General features: G+C 61.2%; 12 protein-coding genes. 2 read left to right on the top strand and 10 right to left on the bottom strand.

Features of this window, described 5'->3' with window-relative positions; translation table 11 throughout:
• Positions 1 to 828, top strand: coding sequence for an ammonia-dependent NAD(+) synthetase (gene nadE, locus DYL61_RS09645; protein ID WP_135308146.1), 828 nt, complete (start codon positions 1 to 3; stop codon positions 826 to 828).
• A 110-nt stretch (positions 829 to 938) separates the two neighbouring features.
• Here nadE and azu read toward each other — a convergent pair whose 3' ends face one another.
• Positions 939 to 1,385 (bottom strand): azurin, encoded by a 447-nt coding sequence (azu, locus tag DYL61_RS09640; RefSeq protein ID WP_135308145.1) that lies wholly within the window; start codon positions 1,383 to 1,385, stop codon positions 939 to 941.
• 332 nt (positions 1,386 to 1,717) lie between these two features.
• On the opposite strand from azu, the gene DYL61_RS31265 reads away from it, so the two are divergent.
• Positions 1,718 to 1,885: a hypothetical protein gene (locus DYL61_RS31265; RefSeq protein WP_167497950.1), complete on the top strand. Its 168-nt coding sequence runs from the start codon at positions 1,718 to 1,720 to the stop codon at positions 1,883 to 1,885.
• Positions 1,886 to 2,009: 124 nt separating this feature from the next.
• On the opposite strand, the gene DYL61_RS09635 is transcribed toward DYL61_RS31265, so the two are convergent.
• From DYL61_RS09635 to DYL61_RS09595, 9 genes are all read right to left on the bottom strand, one after another.
• Complete coding sequence (locus DYL61_RS09635; protein ID WP_135308144.1) at positions 2,010 to 2,900, bottom strand: transglutaminase family protein; 891 nt, start codon at positions 2,898 to 2,900, stop codon at positions 2,010 to 2,012.
• Complete coding sequence (locus DYL61_RS09630) at positions 2,900 to 5,386, bottom strand: circularly permuted type 2 ATP-grasp protein (RefSeq protein ID WP_135308143.1); 2,487 nt, start codon at positions 5,384 to 5,386, stop codon at positions 2,900 to 2,902. The genes DYL61_RS09635 and DYL61_RS09630 overlap by 1 nt, the downstream gene beginning before the upstream one ends.
• Positions 5,387 to 5,543: 157 nt before the next feature.
• Entirely contained in the window at positions 5,544 to 8,834 is a 3,291-nt protein-coding gene (locus tag DYL61_RS09625; RefSeq protein WP_135308142.1) for a transglutaminase family protein, read from the bottom strand.
• A gap of 175 nt (positions 8,835 to 9,009) precedes the next feature.
• The gene (locus tag DYL61_RS09620) at positions 9,010 to 9,459 is read right to left on the bottom strand and encodes a hypothetical protein (protein WP_135308141.1); all 450 of its coding nucleotides are present in this window, start codon (positions 9,457 to 9,459) and stop codon (positions 9,010 to 9,012) included.
• Positions 9,459 to 10,376, bottom strand: coding sequence for an Ssp4 family T6SS effector (locus DYL61_RS09615; RefSeq protein WP_135308140.1), 918 nt, complete (start codon positions 10,374 to 10,376; stop codon positions 9,459 to 9,461). Before DYL61_RS09615 ends, DYL61_RS09620 begins: the two co-directional genes overlap by 1 nt.
• 237 nt (positions 10,377 to 10,613) lie before the next feature.
• A complete protein-coding gene (locus DYL61_RS09610; RefSeq protein WP_135308139.1) occupies positions 10,614 to 12,917 on the bottom strand; it encodes a YgiQ family radical SAM protein in 2,304 nt (767 codons plus the stop codon).
• 181 nt (positions 12,918 to 13,098) lie between these two features.
• Entirely contained in the window at positions 13,099 to 14,496 is a 1,398-nt protein-coding gene (dnaB, locus tag DYL61_RS09605) for a replicative DNA helicase (protein ID WP_034095616.1), read from the bottom strand.
• 110 nt (positions 14,497 to 14,606) lie between these two features.
• A complete protein-coding gene (gene rplI, locus DYL61_RS09600) occupies positions 14,607 to 15,053 on the bottom strand; it encodes a 50S ribosomal protein L9 (protein WP_003171376.1) in 447 nt (148 codons plus the stop codon).
• Between the two features lie 18 nt (positions 15,054 to 15,071).
• Positions 15,072 to 15,965, bottom strand: coding sequence for a YybS family protein (locus tag DYL61_RS09595; RefSeq protein ID WP_135308138.1), 894 nt, complete (start codon positions 15,963 to 15,965; stop codon positions 15,072 to 15,074).
• Positions 15,966 to 15,998: the final 33 nt, after the last annotated feature.

The raw sequence follows: 15,998 nt of genomic DNA, 5'->3' as shown, positions 1-15,998 counted from the left end.
ATGCAAGCCGTACAGCGTGAGATTGCGCAGCAGCTCAAGGTTCAAGCACCGTTCCAGGACCCGGCGGCCCTGGAGGCCGAGGTTGCCCGTCGCATTACCTTTATCCAGGATTGCCTGCGCAATTCCGGGCTCAAGAGCCTGGTGCTGGGCATCAGCGGCGGCGTCGACTCCCTGACCGCCGGCCTGTTGGCCCAGCGTGCCATGAAAGAGCTGCGCGAAAGCACCGGGGATCAGGCCTACCGTTTTATCGCGGTGCGCCTGCCGTATGAAACCCAGTTCGACGAGATCGACGCCACGGCCTCGGTGGACTTTATCGACCCAGACGAACGCCACACCGTGAACATCGGCCCAGCCGTCAAGGCCCTGGCCAATGAAGTGGCGGCGTTTGAAGGCAAGGCGGCGGTGTCCCGTGATTTCGTGCTGGGCAACACCAAGGCACGCATGCGCATGGTGGCGCAGTACACCATCGCTGGCGCAGCGGGGGGACTGGTGATCGGCACCGACCACGCGGCGGAAGCGGTGATGGGCTTTTTCACCAAGTTTGGCGATGGCGCGTGTGATTTGGCGCCGTTGAGCGGGCTGGTGAAAAACCAGGTGCGCTCGATTGCACGATACTTCGGTGCACCGGAATCGCTGGTGGAGAAGGTGCCGACGGCGGATTTGGAAGACTTGTCGCCGGGCAAGCCGGACGAGGCGTCACATGGCGTGACGTATGCGGAGATCGATGCGTTTTTGCACGGTGAGCCGGTGCGCGAGGAGGCGTTCAGGATTATCTGTGACACTTACCGCAAGACGGAGCATAAGCGGGTCATGCCTTTCGCGCCGTGAGGTAGACCGCTATCGGGGGCAAGCCCCCTCCCACATTTTGACCGCATTCTCATGTTGGAACTCGGTCAAATGTGGGAGGGGGCTTACCCCCGATGAACGATAACGCGGTCTTACTTCAAGACCACCGCACCCTTCATCATCGAGTTATGCCCCGGGAACGAGCAGAAGAACTCGTACTCAGTCCCCGCCGCCAACTTGGACACATCAAACGTCACCGAATCCTTCTCGCCAGCACCAATGATCTTGGTGTGCGCGATCACACGGGTGTCGCCTTCTTTCAGGTAGTTCTTGTCGATACCGGCCGCCATGCCGTCGGTGGCAACGCCAGCCATGTCGGCCTTGGTGGTCAGCACCCAGTTATGGCCCATCACGTTTTTCGGCAAGCTGCCCGAGTGTTCCAGGTTCACGGTGAAGGTCTTGCAGCTCTTGTCGATGGTGATTTCTTTGGTGTTGAACGACATCTGGTCGGTGGAGTCGACGGTGACCGCGCACTCTGCAGCAAGCAACTGGCCGCTAGCCAGCGTCAGCAGGGAAACAGCAACGATTTTTGCAAACATGTGAATCTCCAAGGCAGGGTTTAGAAAACGCGTATTGCGACAAGGGTGCCTGAAGCAGGCAGAAATTCTTATGATCTGAATCAACAGATTGTATACAACTTTAGGCTATCAGACTGATCAACACAATCTAACAGCCAAAGTCGTACGACCTTCCTATGATCGGCCCATCCCTCACTGGAGCCCGAGCCATGCACTTAAACCAACTGTTCAACGGCCTGCTGGCCGCATACGCCTGCGGTAAGTGAAGGCCAAGCGCGCTGCTAAGCTGATACCATGGCTGCCCAAGGCAGCCGCGCGCCGCCACCCTCACCTTCGACCCTAGAGGATCGCCCATGGCCAAACCTAATTACTCCTTCGCCAAACGTCAGAGAGACTTGGCCAAGGAGCAGAAGAAAGAGGAAAAACTGCAACGCAAGAAAGCCGCTGCAGAAGTCGGCGCAGACGTTGATGCTGAAGAAACGAACGACGAAGCTGAAACACCAAAAGATCCGGCTGAATAACTGATCGTTCCCACGCTCCGCGTGGGAATGCCGCCTAGGACGCTCCGCGTCCCGGTGTACCCAACGTGCAAGGTGACGCAGAGCGTCACGGTAGGCATTCCCACGCAGAGCGTGGGAACGATCATTATTGCAGCGGCATCACCGTCACCCGCACCTCCGGGTCATGGCTCCCGCCCCCCAGAATCACCCCCCGCAACGGCGACACATCCGAGAAGTCCCGGCCCCAGGCCAGGGTGATGTGCTCCAGTGCCGGCTGCACATTGTTGGTCGGGTCAAAATCCACCCAGCCCGACACCGGGCAATACACCGAGACCCATGCATGGGACGCATCGGCGCCGATCAGGCGTGGCTGGCCGGGCGGCGGTTGGGTGAGCAGGTAGCCGCTGATATAGCGCGCCGCCAGGCCTCGTGAGCGCAGGCAGGCAAGCATCAGGTGGGCGAAGTCCTGGCACACGCCGCGACGGCGCTCCAGCACTTCCACCAACGGTGTGGCGACCTGGGTGGCTTCGGCGTCGAAGGTGAATTCGCCGAAGATCTTTTCCATCAATGCCTGAGCGCCCTGCAATAACGGGCGAGCCGGCGGGAAGCAACTTTCGGAGAACTCGACGAAGGTTCTTTTCAAATGCACATAGGGCGATTCGAAACGGTAGCGGCACGCTTCGATCAGCTCATCGGACATGGGCTGGCTGCCGTAGGTCAGGCTGTCGCGGGTGTGGTCCCACGCCGGGGATTGTTGGAAATCCAGCGCGGGCCGCGCCAGCACTTCCACAGTCAGTCCGGCGTTCACCAGCAGTTCATCATGGGGCCGTTCAAACGCCAGCCGCGTGATCGGGTTGCCAAACACGTCCAACTCATCACGCCGCGAAGACGGCTGCGGGCTGATATCCAGTTGCTGCGCCGTGCAGCGCTGCCACGCACAGGGGCGTGGCCACAGGTGCGCCAGTTGCTGGGCCAGGGACACCGGGCTGTCGTAGTGGTAATGGGTGTCGTGGAAAATCTGATAGCGCGCACTCATCACAACGACACCGTTTGTTGGCTGACATCATCCACATGGGCAAAGTGACGCAACGCCAGGCGATCCGACACTTGCCCGCTCTCATCGGCCACGGCTTGCAGCAAGTCGGCCAGCCCGTCCAACGCGGCCCGTACGCTGGACTCGCCAAACAGCGGGTTCTCCAGGCAACCCAGATCAAAACGGGACAGCCGCTCGACCAACGGGCCAAGACCGGTTTCGCGGGGCACGCCAAAGTCATCGTTGAGACGGCGCAAGGTACGGCTCACCAACTTGAGCTGGAACAGCACCGCATGGGGGTTCTGCTCGTCCAGCAACAACAGGTCGAGCACCGGGATCAACTGTGGCACCGCCAGGTAACGCGAGCGATAAGTGATGCTGCTGTTACCCAGTTCCAACAACCACTCCAGCCCCGCCTGGTCGAACACCGCCACCCCACGCAAGAATGCCGCGAGGCTGCTGCTCAGAAATTGCAGACGCTCGATACGCCGGCCCATCATCAAAAAGCGCCAGCCCTCGTCGCGGGTCATATCATCCAGGGCGAAGCCGGACAGTGCCGCGAGCGACATCACCAGGCGGTTGAGGAAGTCCAGCAACTCACCAAAATCCGGCGCGTCGTTTTCCAGTTCCACGGCTTCGCGCTGCAACTCGACCAAGGCCTGCCAGTTCTCTCGGGACAGCTTGCCGCGCACTTGGGACGCAGCCCACTGCAAGCGTTGCAGGTTGGCGCGCAGGCTCGATGGCCAGTCATCGCCGAGCAACGCTGCCAGCAAGCGCTCGGGCAACTCGCCTTCCTCCGGCAACAGGCGCAGGGTTTCGCCCAGTTCGACTGCCGCTTGCAACGCCAACGGGTCGTCGCCATCGACATAGCGCGCCAGCACGATACGCAGCCAGCGCGCACTATCATCGCAGCGCTCGCAGTACCGGCCAAACCAGAACAGATTTTCCACCACGCGGGACGGCAGGTACGGATCGCGGCGCACCAGATCATGGGCGCCAATCGGCCGTTGCGCACGCCAATGCTCGCCACCGGCGGAGCGTTCGCCGAGTACCCAGGTGTCTTTGCTGGCACCGCCGCGTTGCATCGACACCACTTCGGCGTCGGCCTCGGCGGCCACACGGGTCAGGCCGCCGGGCAGCACGCGATAACCTTCATCGCTGGCCACGGCGTACACGCGCATGCCGATGGCGCGGTGTTGCAGATGATCCTCCACGGTGTGCCACACCGGCGCCTGGGACAGCTGCGCCAACTCTTGGGCGACGTAGGCATAGGGCCGTGCGCGCATGCGTTCGGCCAGGGCGCGGCGTTGTTTTTCGTCCAGATCACGGCCGAATACCGGCGTAAAGCTCTGTGACGGGAACGCGGGTTTGATCAGCAGCTCCGGCAGTTTTTCCAAGGCTTCGGCCAGTACCGGCGCTTCGCCGCACCACCAGGTGGCGATGGACGGCAGGATCAGTTCTTCACCAAACAGAAACTGATTGATCTTCGGCAGAAACCCCAACAGACCGGGAGACTCCAGCACGCCGCTGCCCAGGGCATTGGCCACCAGCACATTGCCCTGGCGCACCGCATCCAGAAGGCCGGGCACGCCAAGGGCCGAGTCCGTGCGCAGCTCCAACGGGTCGCAAAAATCATCGTCGAGGCGGCGCATGATCGCGTGCACCCGGCGCAGGCCGCTGAGGGTCTTGAGGAACACGCAGCTGTCGCGCACCGTGAGGTCGCCGCCTTCCACCAACGGATAGCCGAGTTGGCGGGCGAGGTAGAGGTGTTCGAAATAGCTTTCGTTGAACCGGCCCGGGGTGAGCAGCACGATCAGCGGCGTCTGGTCATCGCCGGGGGCCTGGCGGGCCAGGGTTTCCTGCAACGTGCGGAAGAATCCGCCGAGATGCTGCACTTGCAGGTCGCGGTACAGGTCCGGGAAGGCGCGGGACACGATGGTGCGGTTTTCCAGCGCGTAACCGGCGCCAGAGGGCGCTTGAGTTCGGTCGGCAGTGACCCACCAACGACCATCCGGCGTGCGCGCCAGGTCCACGGCGTACAGGTGCAGAAAGGCACCGTCCGGCGGCTGGATACCCTGGCACGGCCACAGGAAATTGTTGTGACCAAATACCAGCTCAGCCGGCAGCAGGCCTTCCTTGATCAAACGCTGCGGGCCGTAAAGATCCGCCAAAACAGCATTGAGCAAGCGCGCCCGCTGGGCGATCCCCGCCGACAGCTGCTGCCATTCTTCGGCCGCCAGCACGTGGGGCAACAGGTCCAGTTCCCAGGGGCGGTCGGCGCCCTTGGGGTCGGCGTAGACGTTGTAGGTCACGCCGTTTTCCTGGATCTGCCGGGTCAACAACGCCTGGCGCTGGGCCAGTTGCGCGGGCGTGCTGCGTTGCAGGTGGTCGAGCAAGCGCCGCCAATGGGCACGCACCGCGCCGCTGTCGTCCAGCAGTTCGTGATAAGTGCCCGCAGTCAGCGGGTAACGGTCGAGCAAGTCGGACATGGAACGCTCGGCAGGGGCAAGGGGGCTCAGATTAACTCAAATTCACTGCAATCTAATGTGGGAGGGGGCTTGCCCCCGATGGCGGTGTGTCAGTCAACAGCTGTACATCTGACCCGCCGCAATCGGGGGCAAGCCCCCTCCCACATTTGAACCGTATTCAGTCATTTTTATGGGCGAAACGCCGTAGGTCTAATGTCATCGGCAACTCATCGCTGATGACCACCTGTGGCACAGATTGCTTGCCAGGCGTATGCCCCAATCGGAAAAACCGCGCCATCCGTCGACTCTCCGCCTCATTGGCATTCACCGGCAGACTGTCGTAGTTACGCCCTCCCGGATGGGCAACGTGGTACTGGCAACCGCCCAACGAACGTTGCATCCACGTATCCAGCAAATCAAACACCAACGGCGCATGCACAGGAATAGTCGGTTGCAGGCAGTTAGCCGGTTGCCAGGCGCGGTAACGTACGCCGGCGACAAACTCTCCCACCCGACCGGTCGCTTGCAGCGGCACCGGAACACCGTTGCAAGTCAGTAGGTAGCGTTGCGGTGGCAGGCCAGTCAATTTGACTTGCAGGCGTTCCAGGGATGAATCCACATAGCGCACCGTGCCGCCCGCCGCGCCCTCCTCGCCCAGTACATGCCAGGGCTCCAGCGCCTGGCGCAATTCCAGTTCGATCCCGCTGACGGCGTAGTCGCCGACCTTGGGAAAACGGAACTCCAGGTGCGCGGCAAACCATTCGGCGCGCAGCGGATAGCCGGCGGCGTTGAGTTCGACGATCACGTCGGCAAAGTCCTGCTCGATAAAGTGCGGCAACAGGAAACGATCATGCAGCTCGGTGCCCCAACGCGCCAGCTTGGGCGGCGCATAGGGTTCACGCCAGAAGCGCGCAACCAGCGCGCGCAACAGCAGTTGTTGGGTGAGACTCATGCGCGCATGGGGCGGCATTTCGAAGGCGCGCAGTTCCAGCAGGCCCAGGCGGCCGGTGGCGCCGTCCGGTGAGTAGAGCTTATCGATGCAGAACTCGGCGCGGTGGGTGTTGCCCGTCACGTCGATCAGCAGATTGCGCAGCAAACGGTCCACCAACCACGGCGGGCATTCCTCGCCCGGTTCGGGCATTTGCGCGAAGGCGATTTCCAGTTCGTACAGCGCATCGTTACGCGCCTCGTCCACTCGCGGCGCTTGTGACGTCGGGCCGATAAACAGGCCGGAAAACAGGTACGACAGCGAGGGATGGTTATGCCAATAGCTGATCAGGCTGCGCAGCAAGTCCGGGCGACGCAGGAACGGTGAATCCTTGGGCGTAGCGCCACCAAGCACAAAATGGTTACCGCCGCCGGTGCCGGTGTGGCGCCCGTCGATCATGAATTTTTCGGTGGTGAGGCGGGTTTGCCGCGCTTCTTCGTAGAGGAATTCGGTGCGTTCCACCAACTCGTCCCAACTGGCGGACGGCTGCACGTTCACCTCGATCACACCCGGGTCCGGTGTAACGCGGAAGTTGCTCAACCGCGTATCGGCCGGGGGCTCGTAGCCTTCCAGCAGCACTGGGCAATGCAGCTCTTCGGCGGTGGCTTCGATGGCTGCGACCAGTGCCAGGTAATCCTCGACGCGCTCCAGCGGCGGCATGAACAGGTAGAGCCGCCCTCCCCGCGCTTCGGCGCACAGCGCGGTGCGGGTGAGCCAGTCGGCGGACTGGTCCACCTCGGGGACACGCTCATCAACGGGCGCAGCATCGTCATGGCTGCGCAATTGTGCAGTGGCGGGCAGCTCCGGCTGATCCTGGTTCGGATCGGTTGGATGCACAAACGGATACTCGGCCGCCGTCACCCATGGCTGCGATGCCAATGGCAGGCGATAGCCCAGCGGTGAATCCCCTGGCACCAGGCGGCAGTGGTTGTCGCGCAGGTACCAGCGGCCGCTCTGCCAACGATCATTGGCGGCAGTGCGCGCCAGCGGCAGCACGTGGCCGATGACTTTATCCAGGCCCTGGCTGAACACTTTGCGCAGGCGTTCACGTTCCAGCTCATCGCTCAGGCGCGAGTCCTGGGCGGTGACGTTTTGCGGCAGCGCACCTTCGCGCCACAGGTAGTAGAAGTTGTCTTCGAAGGCCGGGAACACGAAGCGTGTCGCCAGCTTCAGCCGTTCGGCAACGCTGCCAAGGAAGCGCCCGGCCATCACGCCATCGGCGCCGTAGTCCTCTTGCTCATCAGCGATCAGCGCGCTGTTGTGCCAGATCGGCACACCGTCACGCCGCCAGTAGCAATTGAGCGACCAACGCGGCAATTGTTCACCGGGATACCACTTGCCCTGGCCGAAGTGCACCAGGCCCTTGGGCGCGTAGTGCTGGCGCAGACGCTGGAACAGTTCGGCAGACAGCCGGCGCTTGTCCGGGCCCAAGGCGGCGGTGTTCCATTCGGCGCCATCGGGATCGTCGATGGAGACGAAGGTGGGCTCACCGCCCATGGTCAGGCGGACGTCGTGCTTGAGCAGGTCGCCGTCAATCTGTCGGCCCAGGGCCTGGATCGCCTGCCATTGCTCTTCGGTGTAGGGCTTGGTGACGCGGGGCGCTTCCCAAATCCGCTCTACCGACATTTCGTGGGCGAATTCGCACTCGCAGGGTTCCACCAACCCACTGATGGGCGCGGCAGACGAGGGATCGGGACTACACGCCAAGGGGATATGGCCTTCACCGGCGAACAGGCCGGAGGTGGCGTCCAGGCCGATCCAACCGGCGCCGGGCAAATACACTTCGCACCAGGCGTGCAGGTCGGTGAAGTCCACTTCGGTGCCGGACGGACCGTCGAGGGCCTTGATGTCGGCGGTGAGCTGGATCAGGTAGCCGGACACAAATCGTGCCGCCAAGCCCAGGTTGCGCAGAATCTGCACCAACAACCACGCCGAGTCGCGGCACGAGCCCGAGGCGTTTTCCAAGGTGAGTTCAGGGGTTTGTACGCCCGGTTCCATACGAATCAGGTAGCCGATATCAGCCGCCAATCGCTGGTTGAGGCCCACCAGAAAATCCACCGCCGGCAAGGGCGTGCGGTCGATACCCGCCAGATAAGTCGCAAGCCTGGGCGTCAGCGGCAAGGTTTCCAGGTACGGCGCCAGCTCGCGCTGCTCATCGGCGGCGTAGCTGAACGGGATTTTTTCGGCGTAGGGCTCGAGGAAAAAGTCGAACGGATTAAATACCGCCATCTCCGCAACCAGGTCGACTTCAATGCGCAGCTCATCGGTCTTTTCCGGGAACACCAACCGCGCCAGGTAATTGCCTTGGGGGTCTTGCTGCCAATTGATGAAATGTTGCTCGGGCAGCACCTTCAGCGCGTAGGACAAAATCCGCGTACGGCTATGGGCCGCCGGGCGCAGCCGCACGATCTGCGGGCCGAGTTCGACCGCACGGTCGTAGCGGTAATGCGTAACGTGGTGCAACGCGACATGAATCGACACGGCGGCCTCCTGCGAGCCAGGGCATGGACACGACGCGCGCAAGACTTATGCCACAGCGGCAGTCATTGCGCTTTGTCGTAGGACCCGGTGCAGTACAGCACCAAAACGGCGCTGACGGTGGTGTCGTGGTGCAGGTGCTGCACATATTTGTGGCGGAAGGCGGTGAACCTACCTATCAACGGTGTTTGTGCCGGGCAAGCATGGCTTCACGCAGATGGCGCACTTCGAGCAGTTTCTGGCGCATTTCACGGTGGCGCTTGCTGTTGAGCAGCAACAACCCAAGCAACGGGAGCAACAAGCTCAAGGCGTACATCACCTTGTTCGGCTGCTCACTGAGGGTGGGCAACATGCTCAGAAAGCACAGCCCTAAAAGCCCCACCAACACTCGCGCCCAATGGGGACGCCCGCGCGCGATCATGAAATTGCAGTGCACAACGACCAGCGTGAGCGCGATACCCGCCAGGAACGAATACTTGGCGTTATCCGCCATGGACAGGTTTGGCATATAGCTATCAAAGAACACGGGGACCGCAAGCACCAGGGTAAAAATGCACGCGAATATCGTCCCCATGAAGACCGGGAAATACGTCGATAGAAAACTGCGAACACTCGGCAGCTCATTCATCACTCGGCTTCCTCATACAACCCTACGGCAATCGTGCGCACGTTGCCCGACACTGCACTGCCGGTAAAACCGATGACAGCGCCCAAGGCATCCTTGATCTGTGTCACCGTCGCATGTTTGACCTCGGTGGGCGTAAACCGCTTGGGCAACTCGCCTGACAGCTGCTTGAGCTTGATCATTTTCGAACTCAGGCGCGGGTCGCTAATGCTCAACAGCTCCTTGGTCAGCTTGGCGCGCTCCTGGCGATTCAAGCCCCGGAGTACCTCCCGCACACTTTTCCCAGTGGTCGCCTTGTTCAGCCGAACCAACTTGAGCGTCGCCAATGAGGATGCACCGACGCCGACCAACGACGCGGCATCCAGCGCAATCATGGTGTATTGGTACCACTCCTCGCTGTCGAGTTGATCGTTCTTGGCGGGGTTGCGGATTTCATTGACCGTGCGATAGCCGCTGGCAAAACACTGCAACGAGCTGGCTGTCGCCGCGGTGTAGCCGAGCGCCACGACCACCGAACTGGCCCCCGCCGAAAACGGGACCGCGACGGAACCACTGAGCACGACAATCCAACCGATCACCGCTCCTGCACACGACAAGGTGGTATTGACCGCTTCACCCACTAATCGCGACTCACGCGGGTTGTCTTGCACCTGTTGGGCGAATTGCGTGGGGGCGATGTACTTCTGCGCCTCCCGCAGGATCACCCGCTTGGGCGCGATGCTGCAGATGGGCTGGAATTCGCGCAGGGTGACCACGTTGAAATTGGCATCGATATACACCACACCCGCGCCGACGATTGCGGGGTCGGCGTCGATGGCGGCGAACAGCCGCGGCAGGTTGATTTCACTTTCGATGCGCTGGCGCGCCATGAACTGGGAGCGGTTGGAGTCCATGCCGATGTTGGCCAGGGGGTTGCCCATGGGGGTCTTCTTCCTTGAATCAGGTGGTGACTGGACTGGCGCTATCGGGGGCAAGCCCCCTCCCACAGTGGACCGCATTCTCATGTTGGAACTCGGTCAAGTGTGGGAGGGGCGGTGCGACGATTCGACTTGCCCCCGATGGCGGCCTAATGGCCGCCACCTTAACAAACAGACCACCCACCGCCTAGAAAGCAAAACGCCAGCACAAGGCTGGCGTTTTGCATATTCAGACTACGATCAACGCGGCACTACCGGCTTGCGCGCGGGCTTCTTGCCCTTGCCCTTCGCCGCATCAGTACGCTCCTTGGCCGCCTGCTTGTTACGCGCCTGAGCCGCAGCCTTGGCCTGCTCGCGCTTGTCCCACGGATTGCTGCCGTCACTGCCACGCGGCGGCAAGCCGGTGTGCTGGGTGAGGATCCTGGTGGTGGTGTCCTTGGCGACCTTATGGCTGCCAGCCGGCGTCGAGTTCTTGCGACGGGCGCTCTGGTAGCTGTCGGTGCTCGGCTGGTGCAACGGGATCAGTTGATCCTTGCCTGGCCCGATCAGGTCGGCACGGCCCATGCGGGTCAGCGCCTCACGCAGCATCGGCCAGCCTTTCGGGTCGTGGTAGCGCAGGAACGCCTTGTGCAGACGGCGCTGGTCTTCGCTCTTGACGATGGTCACCGCGTCACTCTTGTAGGTGACCTTGCGCAGCGGGTTCTTGCCCGAGTGGTACATCGCGGTGGCGGTGGCCATTGGCGACGGGTAGAACGCCTGCACCTGGTCGGCACGGAAGCCGTTGCCCTTGAGCCACAGGGCCAGGTTCATCATGTCTTCATCGGTGGTGCCCGGGTGGGCGGCGATGAAGTAAGGAATCAGGTACTGCTCCTTGCCCGCTTCCTTGGTGTACTTCTCGAACATGCGCTTGAACTTGTCATAGCTGCCAATGCCCGGCTTCATCATCTGGTTGAGCGGACCTTCCTCGGTGTGTTCCGGGGCGATCTTGAGGTAGCCACCGACGTGGTGGGTGACCAGCTCTTTGACGTACTCCGGCGATTCCACGGCGAGGTCGTAGCGCAGGCCGGAAGCGATCAGGATCTTCTTCACACCCGGCAACGCACGGGCGCTGCGGTACAACTGGATCAACGACGAATGGTCGGTGTTCAGGTTCGGGCAGATGCCGGGGAACACACACGACGGCTTGCGGCACGCGGATTCAATCTCCGGGCTCTTGCAGGCGATACGGTACATGTTCGCGGTCGGGCCGCCGAGGTCGGAGATCACACCAGTAAAACCGGGGACTTTGTCGCGAATCTCTTCGATCTCGCGAATGATCGACTCTTCGGAACGGTTCTGAATGATGCGGCCTTCGTGCTCGGTGATCGAACAGAAGGTGCAGCCACCGAAGCAGCCACGCATGATGTTCACCGAGAAACGGATCATGTCGTAGGCCGGGATCTTTTCCTTGCCGTACGCCGGGTGCGGGATACGTGCGTACGGCATGCCGAACACGTAGTCCATTTCTTCGGTGGTCATGGGAATGGGCGGCGGGTTGAACCACACGTCCACTTCACCGTGCTTTTGCACCAGGGCGCGGGCGTTGCCGGGGTTGGTTTCCAGGTGCAACACGCGGTTGGCGTGGGCGTAGAGCACCGCGTCATTACGTACCTTTTCTACCGAGGGCAGACGGATCACGGTCTTGTCGCGGGTCATGCGCGGGCTGGCCAAAATCTGGACGACCTTGGCTTCTTCAGGATCATCCACCGGGCCTTTCTCTTGCTCGATGGCACAGGCCTGGGTGTCCTGGGTATTCACGTACGGGTTGATGATCTTGTCGATCTTGCCCGGACGGTCGATTCGCGTGGAGTCCACTTCGTACCAGCCCGCCGGGGTGTCACGGCGAATGAACGCAGTGCCGCGTACGTCGGTGATGTCTTCGATCTTGTGGCCCCACGACAGGCGCTGCGCCACTTCAACGATGGCCCGCTCGGCGTTGCCGTACAACAGGATATCGGCGCAGGCGTCGATCAGAATCGAGTTGCGCACGCGGTCCTGCCAGTAGTCGTAGTGGGCGATACGGCGCAGGGACGCTTCAATGCCACCGAGTACGATCGGCACGTGCTTGTAGGCTTCCTTGCAGCGCTGGCTGTACACCAGGCTGGCGCGGTCCGGGCGTTTGCCGGCCATGCCGCCGGGGGTGTAGGCGTCGTCGGAGCGGATCTTTTTGTCGGCGGTGTAGCGGTTGATCATGGAGTCCATGTTGCCGGCCGCGACGCCGAAGAACAGGTTCGGCTCGCCGAGCTTCATGAAGTCGTCTTTGGACTGCCAGTTCGGCTGGGCAATGATCCCGACGCGGAAGCCCTGGGACTCCAGCAGCCGGCCAATGATCGCCATGCCGAACGACGGATGGTCAACGTAGGCATCACCGGTGACGATGATGATGTCGCAGGAATCCCAGCCAAGCTGATCCATCTCCTCCCTGCTCATCGGCAGGAATGGCGCTGGACCGAAACATTCGGCCCAGTACTTGGGATAGTCAAATAACGGCTTGGCTGTTTGCATGACGGTGACCGGTGTGGAGATGAAAAATCGCGGGCGCGGAATATAGCACAAATTTTGACCAATTCCGACGGCAGCAGTCGGAATTGTGGAGAGGCTATCGGGGGCAAGCCCCCTCCCACACTTGAATTGCGAATACCTTCAAATGTGGGAGGGGGCTTGCCCCCGATGAGGCCCTGAAGACCTACTCGTCGTCGTCGAAGTTATAACTACCCGGCGCCAGGTTCTCAAAGCGTGTGTACTTACCAATGAACGCCAACCGGATAAAGCCAATCGGCCCGTTCCGCTGCTTGCCGATAATGATTTCGGCAATGCCCTTGTGCTCGGTCTCAGGGTGATACACCTCGTCGCGGTACACGAACATAATCACGTCGGCGTCCTGCTCGATTGCTCCGGATTCCCGCAAGTCGGAGTTCACCGGGCGCTTGTTGGGACGTTGTTCCAGGGAACGGTTGAGCTGGGACAACGCCACCACCGGGCAGTTGAATTCCTTGGCCAGGGCCTTGAGGGACCGGGAAATCTCGGAAATCTCGTTGGTCCGGTTGTCGCCGCTGGAACCCGGGATCTGCATCAATTGCAGGTAGTCGATCATGATCAGGGCGATGTCGCCATGCTCACGCACCAGACGGCGGGTACGCGCGCGCATTTCCGAGGGGCTGATGCCCGCGGTGTCATCGATAAACAACTTGCGGTCGTTGAGCAGGTTGACCGCCGAGGTCAGACGTGGCCAATCGTCGTCTTCCAGTTGGCCTGAACGCACCTTGGTCTGGTCGATACGCCCCAGGGACGAGAGCATCCGCATGATCAGCGATTCGCCTGGCATCTCCAGGGAGTACACCAACACGGTCTTGTCGCTGCGCAACACGGCGTTTTCCACCAGGTTCATCGCGAAGGTGGTCTTACCCATGGAGGGACGGCCGGCGACGATGATCAAGTCAGCCGGCTGCAGGCCGCTGGTCTTCTCGTCGAGGTCGGTGTAACCGGTGGAAATACCGGTGATGGCCGCATCGGTGTTGAACAGGGTATCGATGCGGTCGATGGCCTTGGTCAACAGTTCGTTGACGCCGACCGGGCCACCGGTTTTCGGGCGGGCTTCGGCGATCTGGAAGATCTGGCGCTCGGCCTCATCGAGAATCTCTTCGGCCGTACGCCCTTCGGGGTTGAAGGCGCTGTCGGCGATCTCGGTGCTGATGCCGATCAACTGGCGCAGCGTAGCGCGCTGGCGAACGATCTGGGCATAGGCCTTGATGTTGGCGACGGACGGCGTGTTTTTCGCCAGTTCACCCAGGTAACCCAGGCCGCCGACTTGGGAGGTCTGGCCTTCCTTGTCCAACTGCTCGGCCAGGGTCACCACGTCGATGGGCGAGTTCTGGTCGGCCAGCTTGGCGATGGCACGGAAGATCAGGCGGTGGTCATGACGATAGAAATCACCGTCCGAGACTTGATCCAACACGCGCTCCCAGGCGTTGTTGTCCAGCATCAAGCCACCGAGCACGGCCTGTTCGGCCTCGATGGAATGCGGCGGCACCTTCAGGGCAGCGGTTTGCAGATCGTATTGCTCAGGAGCTGAAATATCGTTCATGGCCACTTGGAATTAGGGGTGTGTAGAAAAACAAAAGGCACGACCTGTAAACAGGATCGTGCCCGATGTTAACCGCCTGGCACGCGAGGTGCCAGTCAGTTAGGTGCGACTTAAGCTGCTACCACGACAACGCGTACGGTGGCTTCAACTTCAGCGTGCAGGTGCACGGCTACGTCGAATTCGCCTACGTTGCGGATGGTGCCGTTCGGCAGACGAACTTCGCTCTTCTGCACTTCAACGCCGGAGGCGGTCAGTGCATCAGCGATGTCGTGGGTGCCGATCGAACCGAACAGCTTGCCTTCGTCACCGGCGGTGGCAGTGATAGTCACTTCCAGCTCAGCCAGTTGGGCAGCGCGAGTTTCGGCCGAAGCTTTTTTGTCTGCTGCGGCTTTTTCCAGCTCAGCACGACGCTCTTCAAACGCAGCCAGGTTGGCAGCGGTTGCAGCGGTGGCTTTGCCGTATGGCAGCAGGTAGTTACGACCGTATCCGGCCTTAACGTTCACTTTGTCGCCCAGGTTGCCCAGGTTGGCGACTTTTTCCAGAAGGATCAGTTGCATGTGAAAATCCTCTAACTTTTAACCTTCACCGTTCGCGCTATCGGCGTCTTTCGGCGCCAGACGACCGCGAAAATCAATCAGGCCGTCGACAATGGCCAAGACCACGAGTAACGGATAGATCAGCTGCATGAACAACACCATTGTGACGTACATCCCCACCAGCCAGAACTTGGCCAGGCGCTTGCGCGCAACCAGCCCATGAATCAGGGCCAGTCCGGAAAACACCAGCGGTACGCTGCAAAACAGCACCAACAAAGTTGCCTGTGAACCGAAGTACGGTCCGACAACCATCAGTGCCAGCAGCAACATCGCCGGGCCCACGGGGATTCTGATACTGCGAAACTCGCGACCAAAACCACCCGGGTTGTACAACAACGCTTGCCAATAACGCCCAAGCATCAGGCTCAGCACGCTGACGATCTGCATCATTACCGCCATCAGGCCGATCAGGGCCGGTGCGATCAGTGTTGCAAGACGCGCTCGCTCATCTACCGAAAGCTGCTGGTAGAGTTCCCCGAGGGCCTGCGGCAGGATCTTCGCGATCTCTTGCGCAAGCACCTCGATTTGCGGGCGGAAAGCCGCGTCAATCAACAACGAAAACACCAACCCCAATGCCACGCTGACCAGCAGCGTGCGGGCCCAGGATTCACTTGCGCGCAAAACCAACGCAAGGCTCGACGATCCCAGCAGTACCAAAAGTACCTTGGGCTCGCCCAGTTGCAGCCACCAGATCAAGGCGGCCAGCACTCCCAGGGCCAGGACACCCACGGCGTCCTGCAAACCGCGCCGCAGCAGCACAAGGCAACCTGCGGCAGCACCCAACCAATACAACAACGGCAATGCTGCACATCCAGCCACTACCAGAGTGGCCTGCACACGACCGCGCATGATGAACTCAGCTAAGGCGCGCATGCATTCAATCCCTTACTACTTGTCGACTGCCCG

The organism is Pseudomonas nabeulensis (assembly GCF_004682045.1).
In the GTDB taxonomy this organism is placed as follows: domain Bacteria; phylum Pseudomonadota; class Gammaproteobacteria; order Pseudomonadales; family Pseudomonadaceae; genus Aquipseudomonas; species Aquipseudomonas nabeulensis.
Note: the sequence above shows the minus strand (reverse complement) of the source record. Positions and strands in the feature narration are given on the sequence as shown.